12 protein-coding genes are annotated in these 13,789 nt (G+C 69.8%); 7 read left to right on the top strand and 5 right to left on the bottom strand.

Annotated features, from left to right (window positions below):
- Positions 1–10: 10 nt before the first annotated feature.
- Complete coding sequence (locus ACFV4K_RS19580; RefSeq protein ID WP_379276560.1) at positions 11–1,138, bottom strand: phosphotransferase family protein; 1,128 nt, start codon at positions 1,136–1,138, stop codon at positions 11–13.
- 293 nt (positions 1,139–1,431) lie between these two features.
- Between ACFV4K_RS19580 and ACFV4K_RS19575 the strand changes: the two genes are divergently transcribed.
- Positions 1,432–2,790: a DoxX family protein gene (locus ACFV4K_RS19575; RefSeq protein WP_379276559.1), complete on the top strand. Its 1,359-nt coding sequence runs from the start codon at positions 1,432–1,434 to the stop codon at positions 2,788–2,790.
- Here ACFV4K_RS19575 and ACFV4K_RS19570 read toward each other — a convergent pair.
- The gene (locus ACFV4K_RS19570) at positions 2,783–3,748 is read right to left on the bottom strand and encodes a hypothetical protein (protein ID WP_379276557.1); all 966 of its coding nucleotides are present in this window, start codon (positions 3,746–3,748) and stop codon (positions 2,783–2,785) included. The genes ACFV4K_RS19575 and ACFV4K_RS19570 overlap by 8 nt on opposite strands.
- A gap of 195 nt (positions 3,749–3,943) precedes the next feature.
- Between ACFV4K_RS19570 and cobA the strand changes: the two genes are divergently transcribed.
- The 5 genes from cobA (at position 3,944) to ACFV4K_RS19545 (ending at position 9,342) form a co-directional block, all read left to right on the top strand.
- Positions 3,944–5,185: a uroporphyrinogen-III C-methyltransferase gene (gene cobA / locus ACFV4K_RS19565; RefSeq protein WP_379276585.1), complete on the top strand. Its 1,242-nt coding sequence runs from the start codon at positions 3,944–3,946 to the stop codon at positions 5,183–5,185.
- A gap of 76 nt (positions 5,186–5,261) precedes the next feature.
- Entirely contained in the window at positions 5,262–6,725 is a 1,464-nt protein-coding gene (locus ACFV4K_RS19560) for an MFS transporter (protein ID WP_379276583.1), read from the top strand.
- Positions 6,726–6,780: 55 nt separating this feature from the next.
- The gene (locus ACFV4K_RS19555; protein WP_379276556.1) at positions 6,781–7,347 is read left to right on the top strand and encodes a TetR family transcriptional regulator; all 567 of its coding nucleotides are present in this window, start codon (positions 6,781–6,783) and stop codon (positions 7,345–7,347) included.
- Between the two features lie 69 nt (positions 7,348–7,416).
- Entirely contained in the window at positions 7,417–8,046 is a 630-nt protein-coding gene (locus ACFV4K_RS19550) for a metal-dependent phosphohydrolase (protein WP_379276554.1), read from the top strand.
- A gap of 168 nt (positions 8,047–8,214) precedes the next feature.
- Positions 8,215–9,342 (top strand): metallophosphoesterase, encoded by a 1,128-nt coding sequence (locus ACFV4K_RS19545; protein ID WP_379276552.1) that lies wholly within the window; start codon positions 8,215–8,217, stop codon positions 9,340–9,342.
- Between the two features lies 1 nt (position 9,343).
- On the opposite strand, the gene ACFV4K_RS19540 is transcribed toward ACFV4K_RS19545, so the two are convergent.
- Entirely contained in the window at positions 9,344–10,174 is an 831-nt protein-coding gene (locus ACFV4K_RS19540; RefSeq protein WP_379276551.1) for an alpha/beta fold hydrolase, read from the bottom strand.
- A gap of 69 nt (positions 10,175–10,243) precedes the next feature.
- Here ACFV4K_RS19540 and ACFV4K_RS19535 point away from each other — a divergent pair, with 69 nt between their 5' ends.
- Complete coding sequence (locus ACFV4K_RS19535) at positions 10,244–10,684, top strand: MarR family winged helix-turn-helix transcriptional regulator (RefSeq protein WP_379276549.1); 441 nt, start codon at positions 10,244–10,246, stop codon at positions 10,682–10,684.
- Here ACFV4K_RS19535 and ACFV4K_RS19530 read toward each other — a convergent pair.
- Together ACFV4K_RS19530 and ACFV4K_RS19525 are read right to left on the bottom strand one after the other, a co-directional pair.
- Positions 10,681–12,093 carry an NAD(P)/FAD-dependent oxidoreductase gene (locus ACFV4K_RS19530; RefSeq protein WP_379276547.1) on the bottom strand — a complete coding sequence of 471 codons (1,413 nt, stop codon included), beginning with the start codon at positions 12,091–12,093 and terminating at the stop codon, positions 10,681–10,683. The genes ACFV4K_RS19535 and ACFV4K_RS19530 overlap by 4 nt on opposite strands.
- 267 nt (positions 12,094–12,360) lie before the next feature.
- Positions 12,361–13,788 carry an aminobutyraldehyde dehydrogenase gene (locus ACFV4K_RS19525; RefSeq protein WP_379276545.1) on the bottom strand — a complete coding sequence of 476 codons (1,428 nt, stop codon included), beginning with the start codon at positions 13,786–13,788 and terminating at the stop codon, positions 12,361–12,363.
- Position 13,789 lies beyond the last annotated feature (1 nt).

The raw sequence follows: 13,789 nt of genomic DNA, 5'->3' as shown, positions 1-13,789 counted from the left end.
TCCTCGTCTCTCAATCCCAGTTGTACGTGCCGTCGAGCAGTGCTTCGATCAGATCCGCGTGCATGACGAATTCGTCGCGGTTCTCGGGTTCGGTGGTCTCGCCGAAGTGGATCATCCGTCGCCAGATGCGGGCCATCACGATGCCGTGGCGCAGGGCGGCGTAGGTGAGGTACCAGTCCAGGTCCCGCAGGGTGTGGCCGGTGGCCTCGGTGTAGAGCTTCTCGACGTCGGAGCGCCGCATGTAGTCGGGCACGCCGGGCTGGCCGTACTTGGTGGCCATGTCCTGGAAGAAGCGGTGGATCAGCAGGGTCCAGGCGACGTCCAGTTCGCGGGGGCCGATGGCGGCCATCTCCCAGTCGAGGACGGCGTTGGGGGTCAGGCCCTCGAACATGATGTTGCCGGGGCGGGCGTCGCCCCAGCTGAGCACATCGGCGCTCGGGTGCTCGGGGAAGTTGTCCTCGAGCCACGCGAAGGCGCGGTCCAGGATCGGGATGTGGTAGCCGTCGTCGGTGAGAGCCCAGGCGTACCAAGCCTTCTGGGCGTCCAGGTGGCGGCGCAGCGCGGGGCCCTCGCCGTCGAGGTGCGGGAAGCGCTCGGCGGGCTTGTCGATGGCGTGGATGCGCGCGATCACGTCCACGGTGTTGCGGGTGATCTCCAGGCGCTGTTCGGGGGTGGCGTCGAAGAGCCAGCCGGTGAACACGTAGGGCGGGTTGTCGGAGGGCGCCTGGCCGCCGACGCGGCGCATCACCAGGAACGGCGAACCGAGGATGCTGTCGTCGGCCTCGTACCAGCACAGCGGCGGGATCGGCAGGTCGGTGTGCTCGGCGACGGCCGCCATGGTCGCGAACTGGCCGCCGAGATCGTATTTCTCGAAGACGGGGAAGGAGTCGGCTTCCGGTGCGAGCCGGGCGACGAAGGATCCGCCGGCGGACTCGCCGTTCTCGGTCCATTCGGCGTCGAACAGCAGTGTGGCGCTGGACATGCCGCCGGACTGGGGGTGGGTGAGGGAGGTGACCCGGGGCGGGGTGTCGGACTCGACCTTGGTGGACAACCATTGGGCCAATCTCGTCGCGAGCTCGTCGTCATCGCGGTCGGAGACCGTCAATTCCCATTTCTCATTGAGATCGTCGGCGGACATTGCCGTCCCTTCTAGCGCCCCCGCATCACCGTCGGCGATGTGGTCTGAGTAACACGTGCCCAAAATGTAACCGGTTCTAGTGGGGGGTGGGAAGTGCTCCCGGCGATTGGTGTAAGCAGTACCGCTGACCGGGATGACCGCTGGTCGGGGGTGTGGACTCATGCTGCCCCGTAATCCCTTGGGAGGACTTCCGATCAGGCATATTCCGGGTCGGCTCAGGGTCTTCACGGAGGCGCCGCGCGGGGGCCGGAACCTAGCGTCGAAGGTCCGGATCGACGACGAGGGGATGTGGGATGAGCCTGCTGACGGCCGAGGACGGAACCGATCTGGCGGCGCGGCCGCCGGGGGAGCGCACCGGCTGGAAACCGGCCACCCGGATTCTGTTCCGATTCGGCTTCCTCTATTTCGTATTGTTCTGCGTGTTCTATCCGCAGCCGATCTTCGCCTTTCTCGGCGTCATCGCGGAATGGCTGCCGGAGAATATGCAGATCACCATGGTGAACTGGTATCACGCGCCGATCGAATGGGTCGGTCGGACCGTTTTCGGCGCCGAGGTCGCCCTGAATCCGCAATCGGGCAGCGGCGATCAGGCGTATTTGTGGGTGCTGGTCTTCTGTGTGCTGGTGGTCGCCGTCGCGGGCACGCTGGTCTGGAGCGTGCTGGACCGCCGCCGCACCGAATACCGCCGTCTCGCGGGCTGGTTCCTGCTGTTCATCCGGCTCTGCCTGGCCGGGCAGATGCTGGGCTACGGCTTCGCCAAACTGGTTCCGACCCAGATGCCGGTGCCGCCGCTGGACGCATTGGTCCAGCCGCTGGGCAGCATCACCCACTCGTCCATGCTGTGGCTGCAGGTCGGCACCTCGCCGGTCTACGAAATGCTGCTGGGCGGGGCCGAGGTCCTGGGCGGCATCCTGTTGCTGCTGCCGCGCACCACGCTGGCGGGCGTCCTGTTGAGTCTGGTGAGCATGGCGCAGGTGTGGGTGCTGAACATGACCTTCGACATCCCGGTCAAGCTGCTGTCGTTCCATCTCATGCTGCTGTGCCTGGTGCTGCTGGTCCCGGAGGCGCGACGCCTGACCGCGGTGCTGACCGGCCGGGCGGCGGGACCCGCGGACACCCCGGAGCCGGTCTCGAGCGCCAGGGGACGGCGGATCCTGGCGATCGGGCAGGTGACACTGCTCGTCTGGTTCCTGATCGCACAGGTGGTGCAGCAGACGCGGGCCTACCACGAGTGGGGCCCGGGGCGGCCGAAGTCGGAGCTGTACGGCATCTGGACGGTCACCGAATTCACCCGCGACGGGCAGACCGTGCCGCCGCTGGTGACCGATGAAACCCGGTGGCGGCGACTGGTGTTCGACAACCCCGAGGCGGCGTCGTACCAGTCGATGGACGACACGCTGACCACCGTCGGCGCGAAGATCGACGCGTCGGCGCACACGCTGGCGCTGCTCGCCCCCGGCGGCGAGGGCTCGGACGGGCCGCGTCCGCTGGCCACCTTCACCTTCGACCGCCCGCGATCCGAGCACCTGGTGCTGACCGGCGAGCTGTCCGGGCATCCGGTGACCGTCACCCTGCAACGCGTCGACGAGAGCGGTATCCGATTGCGGCAGGGCGGGATTCACCTGATCCAGGACGTCCCGCGGTTCAGCTGACGCCGACGGTGCTGCACTGGTTGTCCCACAGCGGATTCGGCGCGAGGAACTCGCCGTTGCCCCGCACGAACGCCTGCCGGGCGTCGGTTCGGCCCAGCAGGTGAGCGGCCAGCCAGGCCGTCGGATACCCGAGGTAGCCGTGCACCCCGGTCGCGCACGGCCAGGCCGCGCCGGAGCAGTCCGGTTGGCCTTGCACGTCATTGTGATCCGGGGTGACCAGGGTGCCCCACGCCTTCGGGATTCCGGCGGGCACCGCGTCGTAATAGGCCCGCATGGACTCCAGCCCGATGGCCTGCGCCGGCAACAGCTGATCCGACGGCGAGATGAGGGTGTCGGCCGCGCCGTTGACGAAGAACACCGAGCCCGTCGTCAATGCCCGGATGTCGGGGCACGACACGCCGAAGACGCACAGCAGTTGGATCGGCAGTTCGATCGGCACCGCGGTCGTGATCCGGCCGCCGGAATGCGCCATGGCATTGAGGACTCCGGTAGCGCCCTGCGAATGTCCCACGGCCCCGACCGCATCCGGGTCGAGGTTGCCGTGGAACACGCTGCCGGGGTCCTCGGCCAGGCTCAGCAGCTTGTCCACCGCGCCCGCGATGTCCACGCCGGAGCCGGTGGCGGCGTTCTCGGTGGCGATCACCACGAACCCCCACGAGGCGAAATGGCGCAGCAGGTAGGCGTATTGGCCCGGGTGCGCGTCGGTGCCGTCGCCCCAGGTGATGATGGGATGCCGGAATCCCTTGGCCCCCAGGTCGGTCGGATACCAGATGTCGTAGGCCGCTCCGGTGGAATCGCAGCAGGTGAAGGCCGTGCGCTCGGTCACCTGCCAGGGTCCCGGTTGCGAATACGTGCTCTCCACAGGCGGATCCGCGTGGCCGGTGCCCGGGGCGAGGCCGAGCGCCAGGAGCGCGGCGAGCAGGAGAGTGCGAACGTTCACGACGACCCTGCGTGTCATAGCTATTGAGCATAAGAACTGTCGGGCCGGTTCCGTCGCAAGTTACGCGGACCGCCGCGCACCGTCCGCGCGGATCGTGAACTTCCTATCGATTGCTGCACGGACGCCGGGCGATTGTCGTGCGCGGCCCCGCACGCCGTACCCTGAATCCTTGTGCAGAACCCCGTAGCCACCCCCGATGACCAGCCGGTTCCCGTGTCCCGGGCCGAGACCGGTGACCCGAACTACCTGGTCGGCCTCGATCTGAACGGCCGCCGCGTGGTCGTGGTCGGCGGCGGCACGGTCGCGCAGCGGCGGCTCGGGCTGCTCATCGCCTCCGGCGCGGACGTGCACGTGATCAGCCGCGAGGTCACCCCGGCGGTCGAGGGCATGGGCACCATGGGGCAGCTGACCATCGAGCTGCGCGCCTACGCCGACGGCGACCTCGACGGCGCCTGGTACGCCATGGCCTGCACCGACGAACCGGACACCAATGCCGCCGTCGTCGCCGAGGCCACCCGCCGCCGCATCTTCTGCGTGCGCGCCGACACCGCCCGCCTGGGCACCGCGGTCACCCCGGCGACCGCCCGCTACGACGGCATGACCCTGGGCGTGCTGGCCGGCGGGCAGCACCGCCGTTCCGCCGCGGTCCGCAACGCGCTGCTCGAGGCCCTGCAATCCGGTGTGGTGACCGATGATTCGGCCCCCGTCACCCCGGGCGTGGCCCTGGTCGGCGGCGGCCCCGGCGACCCGGACCTGATCACCGTGCGCGGCCGCCGCCTGCTGGCCCGCGCGAATCTCGTTGTCGCCGACCGGCTCGCGCCGCCGGAGCTGCTGGCCGAGCTGGGTCCCGACGTCGAGGTCATCGACGCCGCCAAGATCCCCTACGGCCGGGCCATGGCGCAGGAGCACATCAATGCCGCGCTCATCGAGGGCGCGAAGGCGGGCAAGTTCGTGGTCCGGCTCAAGGGCGGCGACAACTATGTCTTCGGCCGCGGCTACGAGGAACTCGAGGCGTGCGTCGACGCGGGCATCCCGGTGACCGTGGTTCCCGGCGTCACCTCCGCCATCTCGGTTCCGGCGCTGGCCGGTATCCCGGTCACCCACCGCGGCGTCACCCACGAGTTCGTGGTGGTCAGCGGCCACGTCGCCCCCGGCCACCCGGACTCCCTGGTCGACTGGCCCGCCCTGGCCCGGCTGCGCGGCACCATCGTGCTGCTCATGGCCGTCGAGCGGATCGAGAAGTTCGCCGAAGCCCTCATCTCCGGCGGCCGCGCGACCGACACCCCGGTCACCGTCATCCAGGAGGGCAGCCTGCGCACCCAGCGCATCCTGCGCGCCGACCTGGCCACGGTCGCCGAACGGGTCCGGACCGAGGGCATCCGCCCGCCGGCCATCATCGTCATCGGCCCCACCGCCGGGTTCACCGCCGGAGCTCCGGACCTGGCCAACTCCTGACGAGCGTGATGAGGACGGTTGCCCCGGTCACTGCATCCTCTAGAGTGGGCCCGTGCTCGATAACCCCGCTGCGACGATGCAGTATCCGGTGACCAAGCGGGCGTTCGGGCTCGCGATCCTCGTCCTCAGCGGGTTGCAGCTGATGGTCGTGCTCGACGGCACGGTCATGATCCTGGCGCTGCCCCGACTACAGGAGCAGTTGGGCCTGTCCAACGCGGGCAGCGCGTGGACGGTGACCGCGTACGGGCTGCCGTTCGCCGGACTCATGCTGCTGGGCGGGCGGCTCGGTGACTCGTTCGGCCGCAAGCGCATGCTCATCATGGGTGTCGGGCTGTTCACGGTGGCTTCGGCGCTGTGCGGCACCGCGCAGAACGAGGCGTGGCTGATCGCGGCTCGCGCGCTGCAGGGCACGGGTGCGGCCATCGCCGCGCCGACGGCGTTCGCGTTGGTGGCGAGCACCTACGCGCCCGGTCCGGCCCGCAATCAGGCGGTGGCCATCTTCGGTTCCATGGTCGGTGTCGGGTCGGTCGGCGGTCTGGTGATCGGTGGCGCGTTGACCGAGGTCGACTGGCGCTGGATCTTCTGGATCAATGTGCCGATCGGTCTGCTCATCGTGTGGGGCGCGGTCACCCAGCTGCGCGACACCGTGCACCACCGCATCTCGCTGGATGTGCGCGGCGCGGTGCTGGGCACGCTGGCCTGTGTGGCGATCGTGTTCGGCGCGACCGAGGGGCCCGAGATGGGCTGGACCAGCCCGGTGATCCTGGGTTCGGTGATCGGCGGTCTGGTGCTGCTGGTGGTGTTCGTGCTCGCCGAGCGCGATGTCGAGAACCCGCTGCTGCCGTGGTCGCTGTTCGACAGCCGCGACCGTGTGATCACCTTCGTCGCCATCTTCCTGACCTCCGGCGTGCTCGGCGCCACCACCTTCTTCGTGGCCCAGTTCCTGCAGAACGTGCTGCGCTACAGCCCTCTGCACGCCGGTCTGGCCAGCATCCCGTTCACCCTCGGCGCGGGCGTCGGCACCGCGGTGGCCTCGAAGGCGTGCATGTACGTGCGGGCGCGCTGGCTGCTGCTGGCGGCGGCGGTGGTGCTGTCGGGCGCGCTGTATTTCGGTTCCACGCTGGACAGTTCGGCCGACTACTTCCCGACGCTGCTGGTCATGATGTCGATCGTCGGCTTCTGCGTCGGCACGGCCATCGTGATCCTGCCGCTGTGCGTGCTGGTCGGCGTGGACATGGCCCATATCGGTCCGCTGTCGGCGGTGGGGCAGATGTTCATGAACATGGGCACGCCGTTCGCGGTCGGCATTCTGAGCCCGGTCGCGCTGTCGCGCACGCTGTCGCTGGACAAGGGCGCGACGGGCAAGGTGAGCACCATGACTCAGCATCAGATCGACGCGCTGGGCAGCGGTTACACCCTGGTGCTGCTGGTCTGCGCCATCGGCACCGCGCTCATGGGCCTGCTGGCGTTGACGCTGCGGTACACGCCCGCGCAGCTGGCGCAGGCGCAGCACGCGCAGGACGAGGCGCAGAAGAACTGAGCCCGGCGCCCGGGGCCGCTGGGGTGTCAACACGTGTTGGCCTACACTTGTGGGCATGACTGTGGAGACGGGTCCCCGGCGCTCGGACGCCACCCGCGCCGCGATTCTCGAGGCGGCGCGCAAACGGTTCGCCGAGGACGGCTTCCGCAAGGCGACCATCCGGGCCATCGCCGCCGACGCGGGCATCGATCCGTCGATGGTGATGCGGTACTACGGCAACAAGGACGGATTGTTCGACGCCGCACTCGATGTCGACCTGGCCCTGCCCGATCTCGGTGCGGCCGAGCCGGATTCGGTGGGCGGCCTGCTCGCGGCGCGCTTCCTCGAACTGTGGGAGCAGCCGCCGACCAGCGAGATCCTGCTGACCCTGCTGCGCTCCGCGCTCACCGACGAGGGGGTGGCCGAACGCACCCGGCGCATCTTCGCCCAGCAGTTGATGCCCGCGGTGCTGGGTTTCGGCGACCCGGCCGACGCGCCGCATCGCGCGGGTCTGATCGCCGCGCAGATGCTGGGACTCGCCTTGTGCCGCTACATCTTGCGGCTGCCGCCGGTGGTGGCGCTCACCCGGGAGCAGATCGTGGCCGAGATCGGCCCCACCATCCAGCGCTACCTGTCCTCCTGACCGCGGAGTGGTGAAAGCCACCGCTCTCGAGGGGTTTTCATGGGCCCGAACTTTCGGCACACTGCCCGGATGGGGATGAGCCTGGACACGGAACTGCTGGACCGCTGGACGAACCTGGCCGGGCCGCAGGCGCAGGCGGTGGGGGAGGACCTGGTCCGCCGCTATCGCGAGCCGCACCGCCGCTATCACACCGTCGAACACCTGGCCGCCATGCTCGCGGTCATCGACGACCTGGCCGCGGACGCCGACGACCTGGACGCGGTCCGCTATGCCGCGTTCTTCCACGACGCGGTGTACGCCATGGACCGCACCGACAACGAGGAGGCCAGCGCCCGCCTGGCCGAAACCACCCTGCCCGCACTGGGAGTCGCGCCCGATCAGGTCGCCGAGGTCGCCCGCCTGGTCCGCCTCACCGGCGGCCACCACCCGGACCCCGCGGACCGCAACGGCGCGGTCCTCTGCGACGCCGACCTGGCCATCCTCGCCGCCGACCCGGCCGGATACGCCGCCTACACCGCGGCCGTCCGCGCCGAATACGCCCATGTCCCCGACAACCTGTTCCGCGCCGGCCGCGCCGCGGTCCTCGCCGCCCTGGCCGAAGGCCCCGCCCTCTTCCGCACCCCGACCGCGCTCCGGCGCTACGAGGCCGCGGCCCGCGCCAACCTCGCCGCCGAAATGGCCGCGCTCACAGGCGAATAGCGCACACGGCTCGAGTTCGGTGATGATGCGTTTGGAGATGTCGTCGAGGTGCGGGGCGCCGCGTTCGGAGGTCTGGTCGGTCACGTGTGATCATCCTTCCCGAGAAACCCGGTACGTTGGAGAGCGCGCCTTCTCCGGCGGCATTCGGTCCGACAAGGATGATCTCCCGTGAAGTACGTTCCCCGCGCGGTTCTGTTCCTCTGCGTACCCGCGCTGTTGTTCCTGCTCCCGTGGTGGCTGCTGGTCTACACCACCCTCTCCGGTGCGGCGTTCTGGCTCGGTACCGCGGTCTTCCTGCTCGGATACCTGGCGCTGCCCGCGGTCATGCTGCTCGGGCACGGGCCCCGGCAGTCGGATGCGGCGGCCCTGGTGGGCGACACCCTGCTGGGTGTGATGTGGGTGGTGTTCAGCTGGTCGGCGATCGGCGCTGTCCTGCGCGGCGGCCTGGCGGTGGCCGGGGTGGACGATCCGGCCCGCTCCCGCATCGTGGCCGCGGGCGTGCTCGCGGTCGTGGTGGTACTGACCGCGTACGCGATCTACAGCGCCCGCAAGGTGCCGACGGTGCGGACCGTCGAGGTCGAGATCCCGCGTCTGGCACCCGGATTGGACGGCTTCCGGCTGGCCGTGGTCACCGACACCCATTTCGCCGCGACGGACCGGCTGCGCTGGTCGGAGAAAGTGGTGGCCGAGGTCAACGCCCTGCGCCCCGACATCGCCTGCCACGCGGGCGATCTCGCGGACGGTTCGGTGGCCAGGCGGGGCGCGCAGGTGGATCCGCTGGGCAAGGTCGAGGCCGAGTACGGGCGCTTCTACATCACCGGCAATCACGAGTACTTCGGTGACGCTCCCGGCTGGATCGAGCACATGGCGGGCCTGGGCTGGCGGCCGATGCGCAATGAGCACGAGGTCATCACCCACAACGGCGACAGTCTGGTGATCGCGGGCATCGACGACCCGACCGGCACCAGCCTGGCCGGCCACGGCCCCGATCTGCCCGCCGCCCTCGCCGGCGCGGACCCGAACCTGCCGGTGATCCTGCTGGCGCATCAGCCCCGCCAGGTCGCCGACGCGGTGGCGTCGGATGTGGCCCTCCAGATCTCGGGTCACACCCACGGCGGTCAGATCTGGCCGTTCCACTACCTGGTCCGCCTGGAGCAGCCGGTGGTGGCGGGCCTGAGCCGCCACGGCGAGCGCACCCAGCTCTACACCAGCCGCGGCACCGGCTTCTGGGGTCCGCAGCTGCGCCTGTTCGCCCCGAGCGAGATCACCCTGCTGATCCTGCGTTCGCCCCGCTGATCTACCGATCCGCCAGTCGCCGAACGGATTCGGCGTAGGCGGCCGGGTGGGTCAGGTTGCCGTTGTGGCCGCCGGGGAATTCGGTGGCCTCGACGCCCATCAGTTCGGCCAGTTCGAACGCGCACAGGCGGTCGAAGACCTGCGCCGGGGTGCGGCGTCCGACGGCGGGCAGGATGCGGGTGCTGGTCCGCGCCAGCCGGTCGACGTCGAGCTGGTCCTCGCGGATGGCCGTGAAGTCCTGCTCGATGAAATAGGTGAAGTTCGCGGCCCTGTCGGGCGTGATGGGCGGCAACTGCACGCCCTCCTCGATCTCCTGGTCGGCGGGGTTGATGCCGAGCGTGCGGGCCATCGGGGCCAGCGCGGCCCGCCAACCCTCGGCGCGGCATACCTGCTGGCATTCCTCGAGTTCGCGCCGGTGGTGCGCGCGCTGGGTGGCCGCGAGCAGCCACGGCGAGACCGGTTCGTGGGCGATGAGGGTGTGCACCTGCTCGGGATGCGTTGCGGCCAGGTGCAATCCGAGGGACGCGCCCATGCTGCAGCCGAGCATCAGGACGGGCTGGTCGGTAATGGCGGTCAGCAGCCGGTGGACGTCGTCGGCGTGGGCGGCGACGCTCGGCCGCGCGCTCGGCTCGTGAATCCGGCTGCGCGACAGCCCCCGTCGGTCGTAGGTGACGACGGTGAACTCGTTCTCCAGGTTCCGCACCAGGCCCTCGCTGCGGCGCGCGTCGCCCTCGCCGCTCTGGGAGATGAGCAGCATCGGTCCGGTGCCGCGGATTTCGTAGTACAGCTCGGCGCCGTCGACGGGGAGGGTGGCGGTCTCGATCGTGGTCATGCCATCACCCTAATCCATCTTTTCTGATGTATCAATAGTGATGTATCGGAATTGATGTATCGTCGCCGTATGAACGGAGTCGAGCTGTTCCTGCTGGGTCGCGCCCTCATGAAAATGGGGGAGCAGGCCCTGCCCGGCGCGGGCGAGGGCACGGGAAACCGCGCGGTACTGGTCGTCATCGGTGACGTGCTCGAACACCCGGGCACCACGATCAGCGAGGTGACCGGTCGCACCGGTCTCCCGCAGAGCGCGGTCTCGGGTGCCGTTGCCCGGCTGCGGGAAACGGGTTCGGTGGTGGCCCGGACCGATCCGCACGACCGCCGCCGCTCGCTGCTCGAACCCGCCCGCGAGTTGTCCGAACGGGTGTCGCAGGTCCGGGCCACCAGCATCGACGACACCCTAGCCGCGGCCCTGGGCGACGCCGATCCCGCCGCCCGCGCCGAAGTGCTCGCGGCGCTGGAGCTGCTGTCGACTCGCCTGGGCATCCGCCCGGGCGCGACCGTCGACTAGCTGTCGAACCCCAGCCCCGTGTAGTCGAGGGTCTTCAGCCACAGATTGCGCCGCCCCTGCCGCGCGTCCGCGCGGGCCAGCGACCAGCGGGTGAGGTGAATTCCCGCGGAGCGCAACGGTTCCGGCGGCAACGGCAACGGCCGCGAGCGCACCATGCGCAGCCGGGTGCGTTCGGTGTCGAGGCCCCACAGCTGATCGAGCATGACCTCCGCGCCGAAGCGGGTCGCGCCGACCCCGAGCCCGGTGTATCCGGCCGCGTACACCAGCCGGCCCTTGTACGCCGAGCCGAAGAAGGCGCAGAACCGGCCGCAGGTGTCGATGACCCCGCCCCAGCGATGGGTGAATCGCACGCTCTCGAGCTGCGGGAAGGTCTGGAAGAAGTGCCGGGCCAGGGTCTCGAAGGTGGCCTCGTTGTATTCCAGCCCGGGCGCGATGCGGTTGCCGAAGTGGTAGATGGCGTCGTAGCCGCCGAACAGGATCCGGTTGTCGCTGGTCAGCCGGTAGTAGTGGAAGCGGTAGGAGGCGTCCCCGACTCCGGTGCGGGTGCCCCAGCCGATGCTGTCGAGCTGGTCGGCGGTGAGCGGTTCGGTCATCAGCGCGTAGTCGTAGACCGGCACCACGTGCCGGGTCACCTTGGGCAGCGGTCCCGCGAATGCGCTGGTGCACAGGGCGACCCGCGGGGCGCGCACCTCGCCGTGCGGTGTGTGCAGGGTCAGTCCGCCGCAGGATTTCGACATGCGTTGCACGGGAGTGCCTTCGAAGATCCGCACGCCCGATTCCAGGCAGGCGCGCCGTAATCCCCACGCCAGCCGTGCCGGATCGAGCATGGCGACGCCGTCGCGGTCCCACCATCCGCCGAGATACGTGGGGGAGTGCACCATGCCCCGGACCTGCCCGGCGTCGAGCAGCTGGGTGCGGTGGCCGAGCGCCTCGGCGGCGTCGTGGCTCTCGCGCAGCCAGGCGAGTTCGTGTGGGGCGGTGGCGACTTCGAGTTCCCCGGTGCGTTCGAAGTCGCAGTCGATGCCGTACTGGACGAGAGCCTTCTCGATGTCGTCGAGGTTGGCTCGTCCCAGTCGTTCCAGTTGCCCGATCTCGTCGGGGAAGCGTTCGAGCCCGTTGGCCAGGCCGTGGGTGAGGCTGGCGGAGCAGAACCCGCCGTTGCGCCCGGAGGCCGCGTGCCCGCACAGCCCCGATTCCACCAGCACCACATCGGTTTCCGGATCGCGTTCCTTGGCCAGCAGTGCCGTCCACAACCCGCTGTAGCCGCCGCCGATGACGGCCAGCCCCGCGTCGACGGCGGTGGTGAGGGGGTCGGTGGGGGCCGGCCGCTCGGGCCTATCGGTCCAGTACGGCGTCGGAGCCGCATCCGCCAGCGCCGACGCCCACCGTTTGCTCTCCTTGGCCGACATGGCCGATCAACTCCTTCTCTCATACCGTGCGGCAGGCATCGGGGTACGCGAAAGCCGCCGATGGCCCGGACGGGTCCAGTCGGCGGCTTTCGGGAGAGTCAGCTGGTGGCGGCGCGATCCTCGGAGCGGCGGGACATGCGCAGGGTGGACCGCAACACCTGTGTCGGCATCATCGGCAGGTCCATTTCCGCCTCCTCCTGATGTCATGAGGATAGCTCAGAAATGCGGGGGCAGCCCCGACCGAATCCACTTCGCGACGCGAATGGTTTATTCGGCGCGGAAGATCACGTCGTGCCAGGGTTTGCGGGCGGCGCCGGTGATATCGGACATGACGTGCTTGATATTCGTGTACTCCTCGAATGCGTAGGCGGACATGTCCTTTCCGAATCCGGAGGATTTGAACCCGCCGTGCGGCATTTCGCTGACGATCGGAATGTGGTCGTTGATCCACACACAGCCGGCCCGGATCTCCCGGCTCGCCCGCTGGGTGCGGAACACGTCGCGTGACCACGCCGAGGCGGCCAGGCCGTAGTCGGTGTCGTTGGCCAGGGCGATGGCCTCGTCGTCGGTGTCGAACGGCAGCACCACCAGCACCGGGCCGAAGACCTCGCGTTGCACGATCTCGGAGTCCTGGGCCGCGCCGGTGATCAGGGTCGGCTCGAAATACGCGCCGGCCGCGGGCGTGTGTGCCGGAATTCGGCCGCCCCGAACGACTTTCGCGCCGGATTCGCGGGCCCGCTCGACCATGCCCTGTACTTTCTCGCGGTGCGCGCGGGAAATGAGCGGCCCCATATCAGTGCCGGGGTCCTCGACGGGGCCGAGCGTGACCCGGTCCATGAGCTCGGCGACCCGGCCCACGAATTCCTCGAACAAGGGCCGCTGCACATAGGCGCGGGTGGCCGCGGTGCAATCCTGTCCGGCGTTGATGAGCGCACCGGCCACCGCGCCGCGTGCCGCGGCCTCGGGGTCGGCGTCGTCGAAGACGACGAAGGGCGCCTTGCCGCCCAGCTCGAGGTGCACCCGTTTGACCGCGCCCGCGGCGGCGGCCGCCACCTGCTTGCCGACGGCGGTGGAGCCGGTGAAGGACATCATCGCCACCGCCGGATGCTCCACCAGCGGCTGCCCGGCCTGGATGCCGGTGCCGGTGAGGACGTTGATCACGCCCGGTGGCAGGCCCGCGGCCGTGGCCGCCTCCGCGAACAGCAGGGTCGACAGTGGGGTCAGCTCCGACGGTTTGAGCACCACCGTGTTCCCGGCGGCCACGGCGGGCAGGATCTTCCAGGCCGCCATCTGCAGCGGGTAGTTCCACGGCGCGATGGACCCGATGACGCCGAGCGGTTCGCGCCGGACGGCGGAGGTGTGGTCGCCGGAGTACTCCGCCGCCGCCTTGCCTTCCAGCTGCCGGGCGGCCCCGGCGAAGAAGGCGGTGTTGTCGATGGTGCCGGGCACGTCGAACTCGCTCGCCAGGCGAATCGGCTTGCCCGCGTTCACGCTCTCGGCGGCGGCGAGTTCCCCGGCGTGCTCGCGCAGCACCCGGGCCCACTCGTGCATGAGGTCCGAACGCGCGCCCGGCGTGCGCCCGGCCCAGTCGGGGAAGGCGTCCCGGGCTGCCGCCACCGCGGCCGCGGTGTCCGCGGTGTTCGCGCCCGCGCCCGTCGCGATCACCGCGCCGGTGGCCGGCGCGGTGATCGACAGC

The organism is Nocardia sp. NPDC059764 (assembly GCF_042732555.1).
Lineage (GTDB): Bacteria > Actinomycetota > Actinomycetes > Mycobacteriales > Mycobacteriaceae > Nocardia.
This window is presented reverse-complemented; position numbering and strand designations above follow the sequence as displayed.

Bases quoted from the DNA above. Each gene is read 5' to 3' on its own strand.
- ACFV4K_RS19580 (WP_379276560.1), bottom strand. From the start codon at position 1,138: ATGTCCGCCGACGATCTCAATGAGAAATGGGAATTGACGGTCTCCGAC.
- ACFV4K_RS19575 (WP_379276559.1), top strand. From the start codon at position 1,432: ATGAGCCTGCTGACGGCCGAGGACGGAACCGATCTGGCGGCGCGGCCG.
- ACFV4K_RS19570 (WP_379276557.1), bottom strand. From the start codon at position 3,748: ATGACACGCAGGGTCGTCGTGAACGTTCGCACTCTCCTGCTCGCCGCG.
- ACFV4K_RS19560 (WP_379276583.1), top strand. From the start codon at position 5,262: ATGCAGTATCCGGTGACCAAGCGGGCGTTCGGGCTCGCGATCCTCGTC.
- ACFV4K_RS19555 (WP_379276556.1), top strand. From the start codon at position 6,781: ATGACTGTGGAGACGGGTCCCCGGCGCTCGGACGCCACCCGCGCCGCG.
- ACFV4K_RS19550 (WP_379276554.1), top strand. From the start codon at position 7,417: ATGGGGATGAGCCTGGACACGGAACTGCTGGACCGCTGGACGAACCTG.
- ACFV4K_RS19540 (WP_379276551.1), bottom strand. From the start codon at position 10,174: ATGACCACGATCGAGACCGCCACCCTCCCCGTCGACGGCGCCGAGCTG.
- ACFV4K_RS19535 (WP_379276549.1), top strand. From the start codon at position 10,244: ATGAACGGAGTCGAGCTGTTCCTGCTGGGTCGCGCCCTCATGAAAATG.
- ACFV4K_RS19530 (WP_379276547.1), bottom strand. From the start codon at position 12,093: ATGTCGGCCAAGGAGAGCAAACGGTGGGCGTCGGCGCTGGCGGATGCG.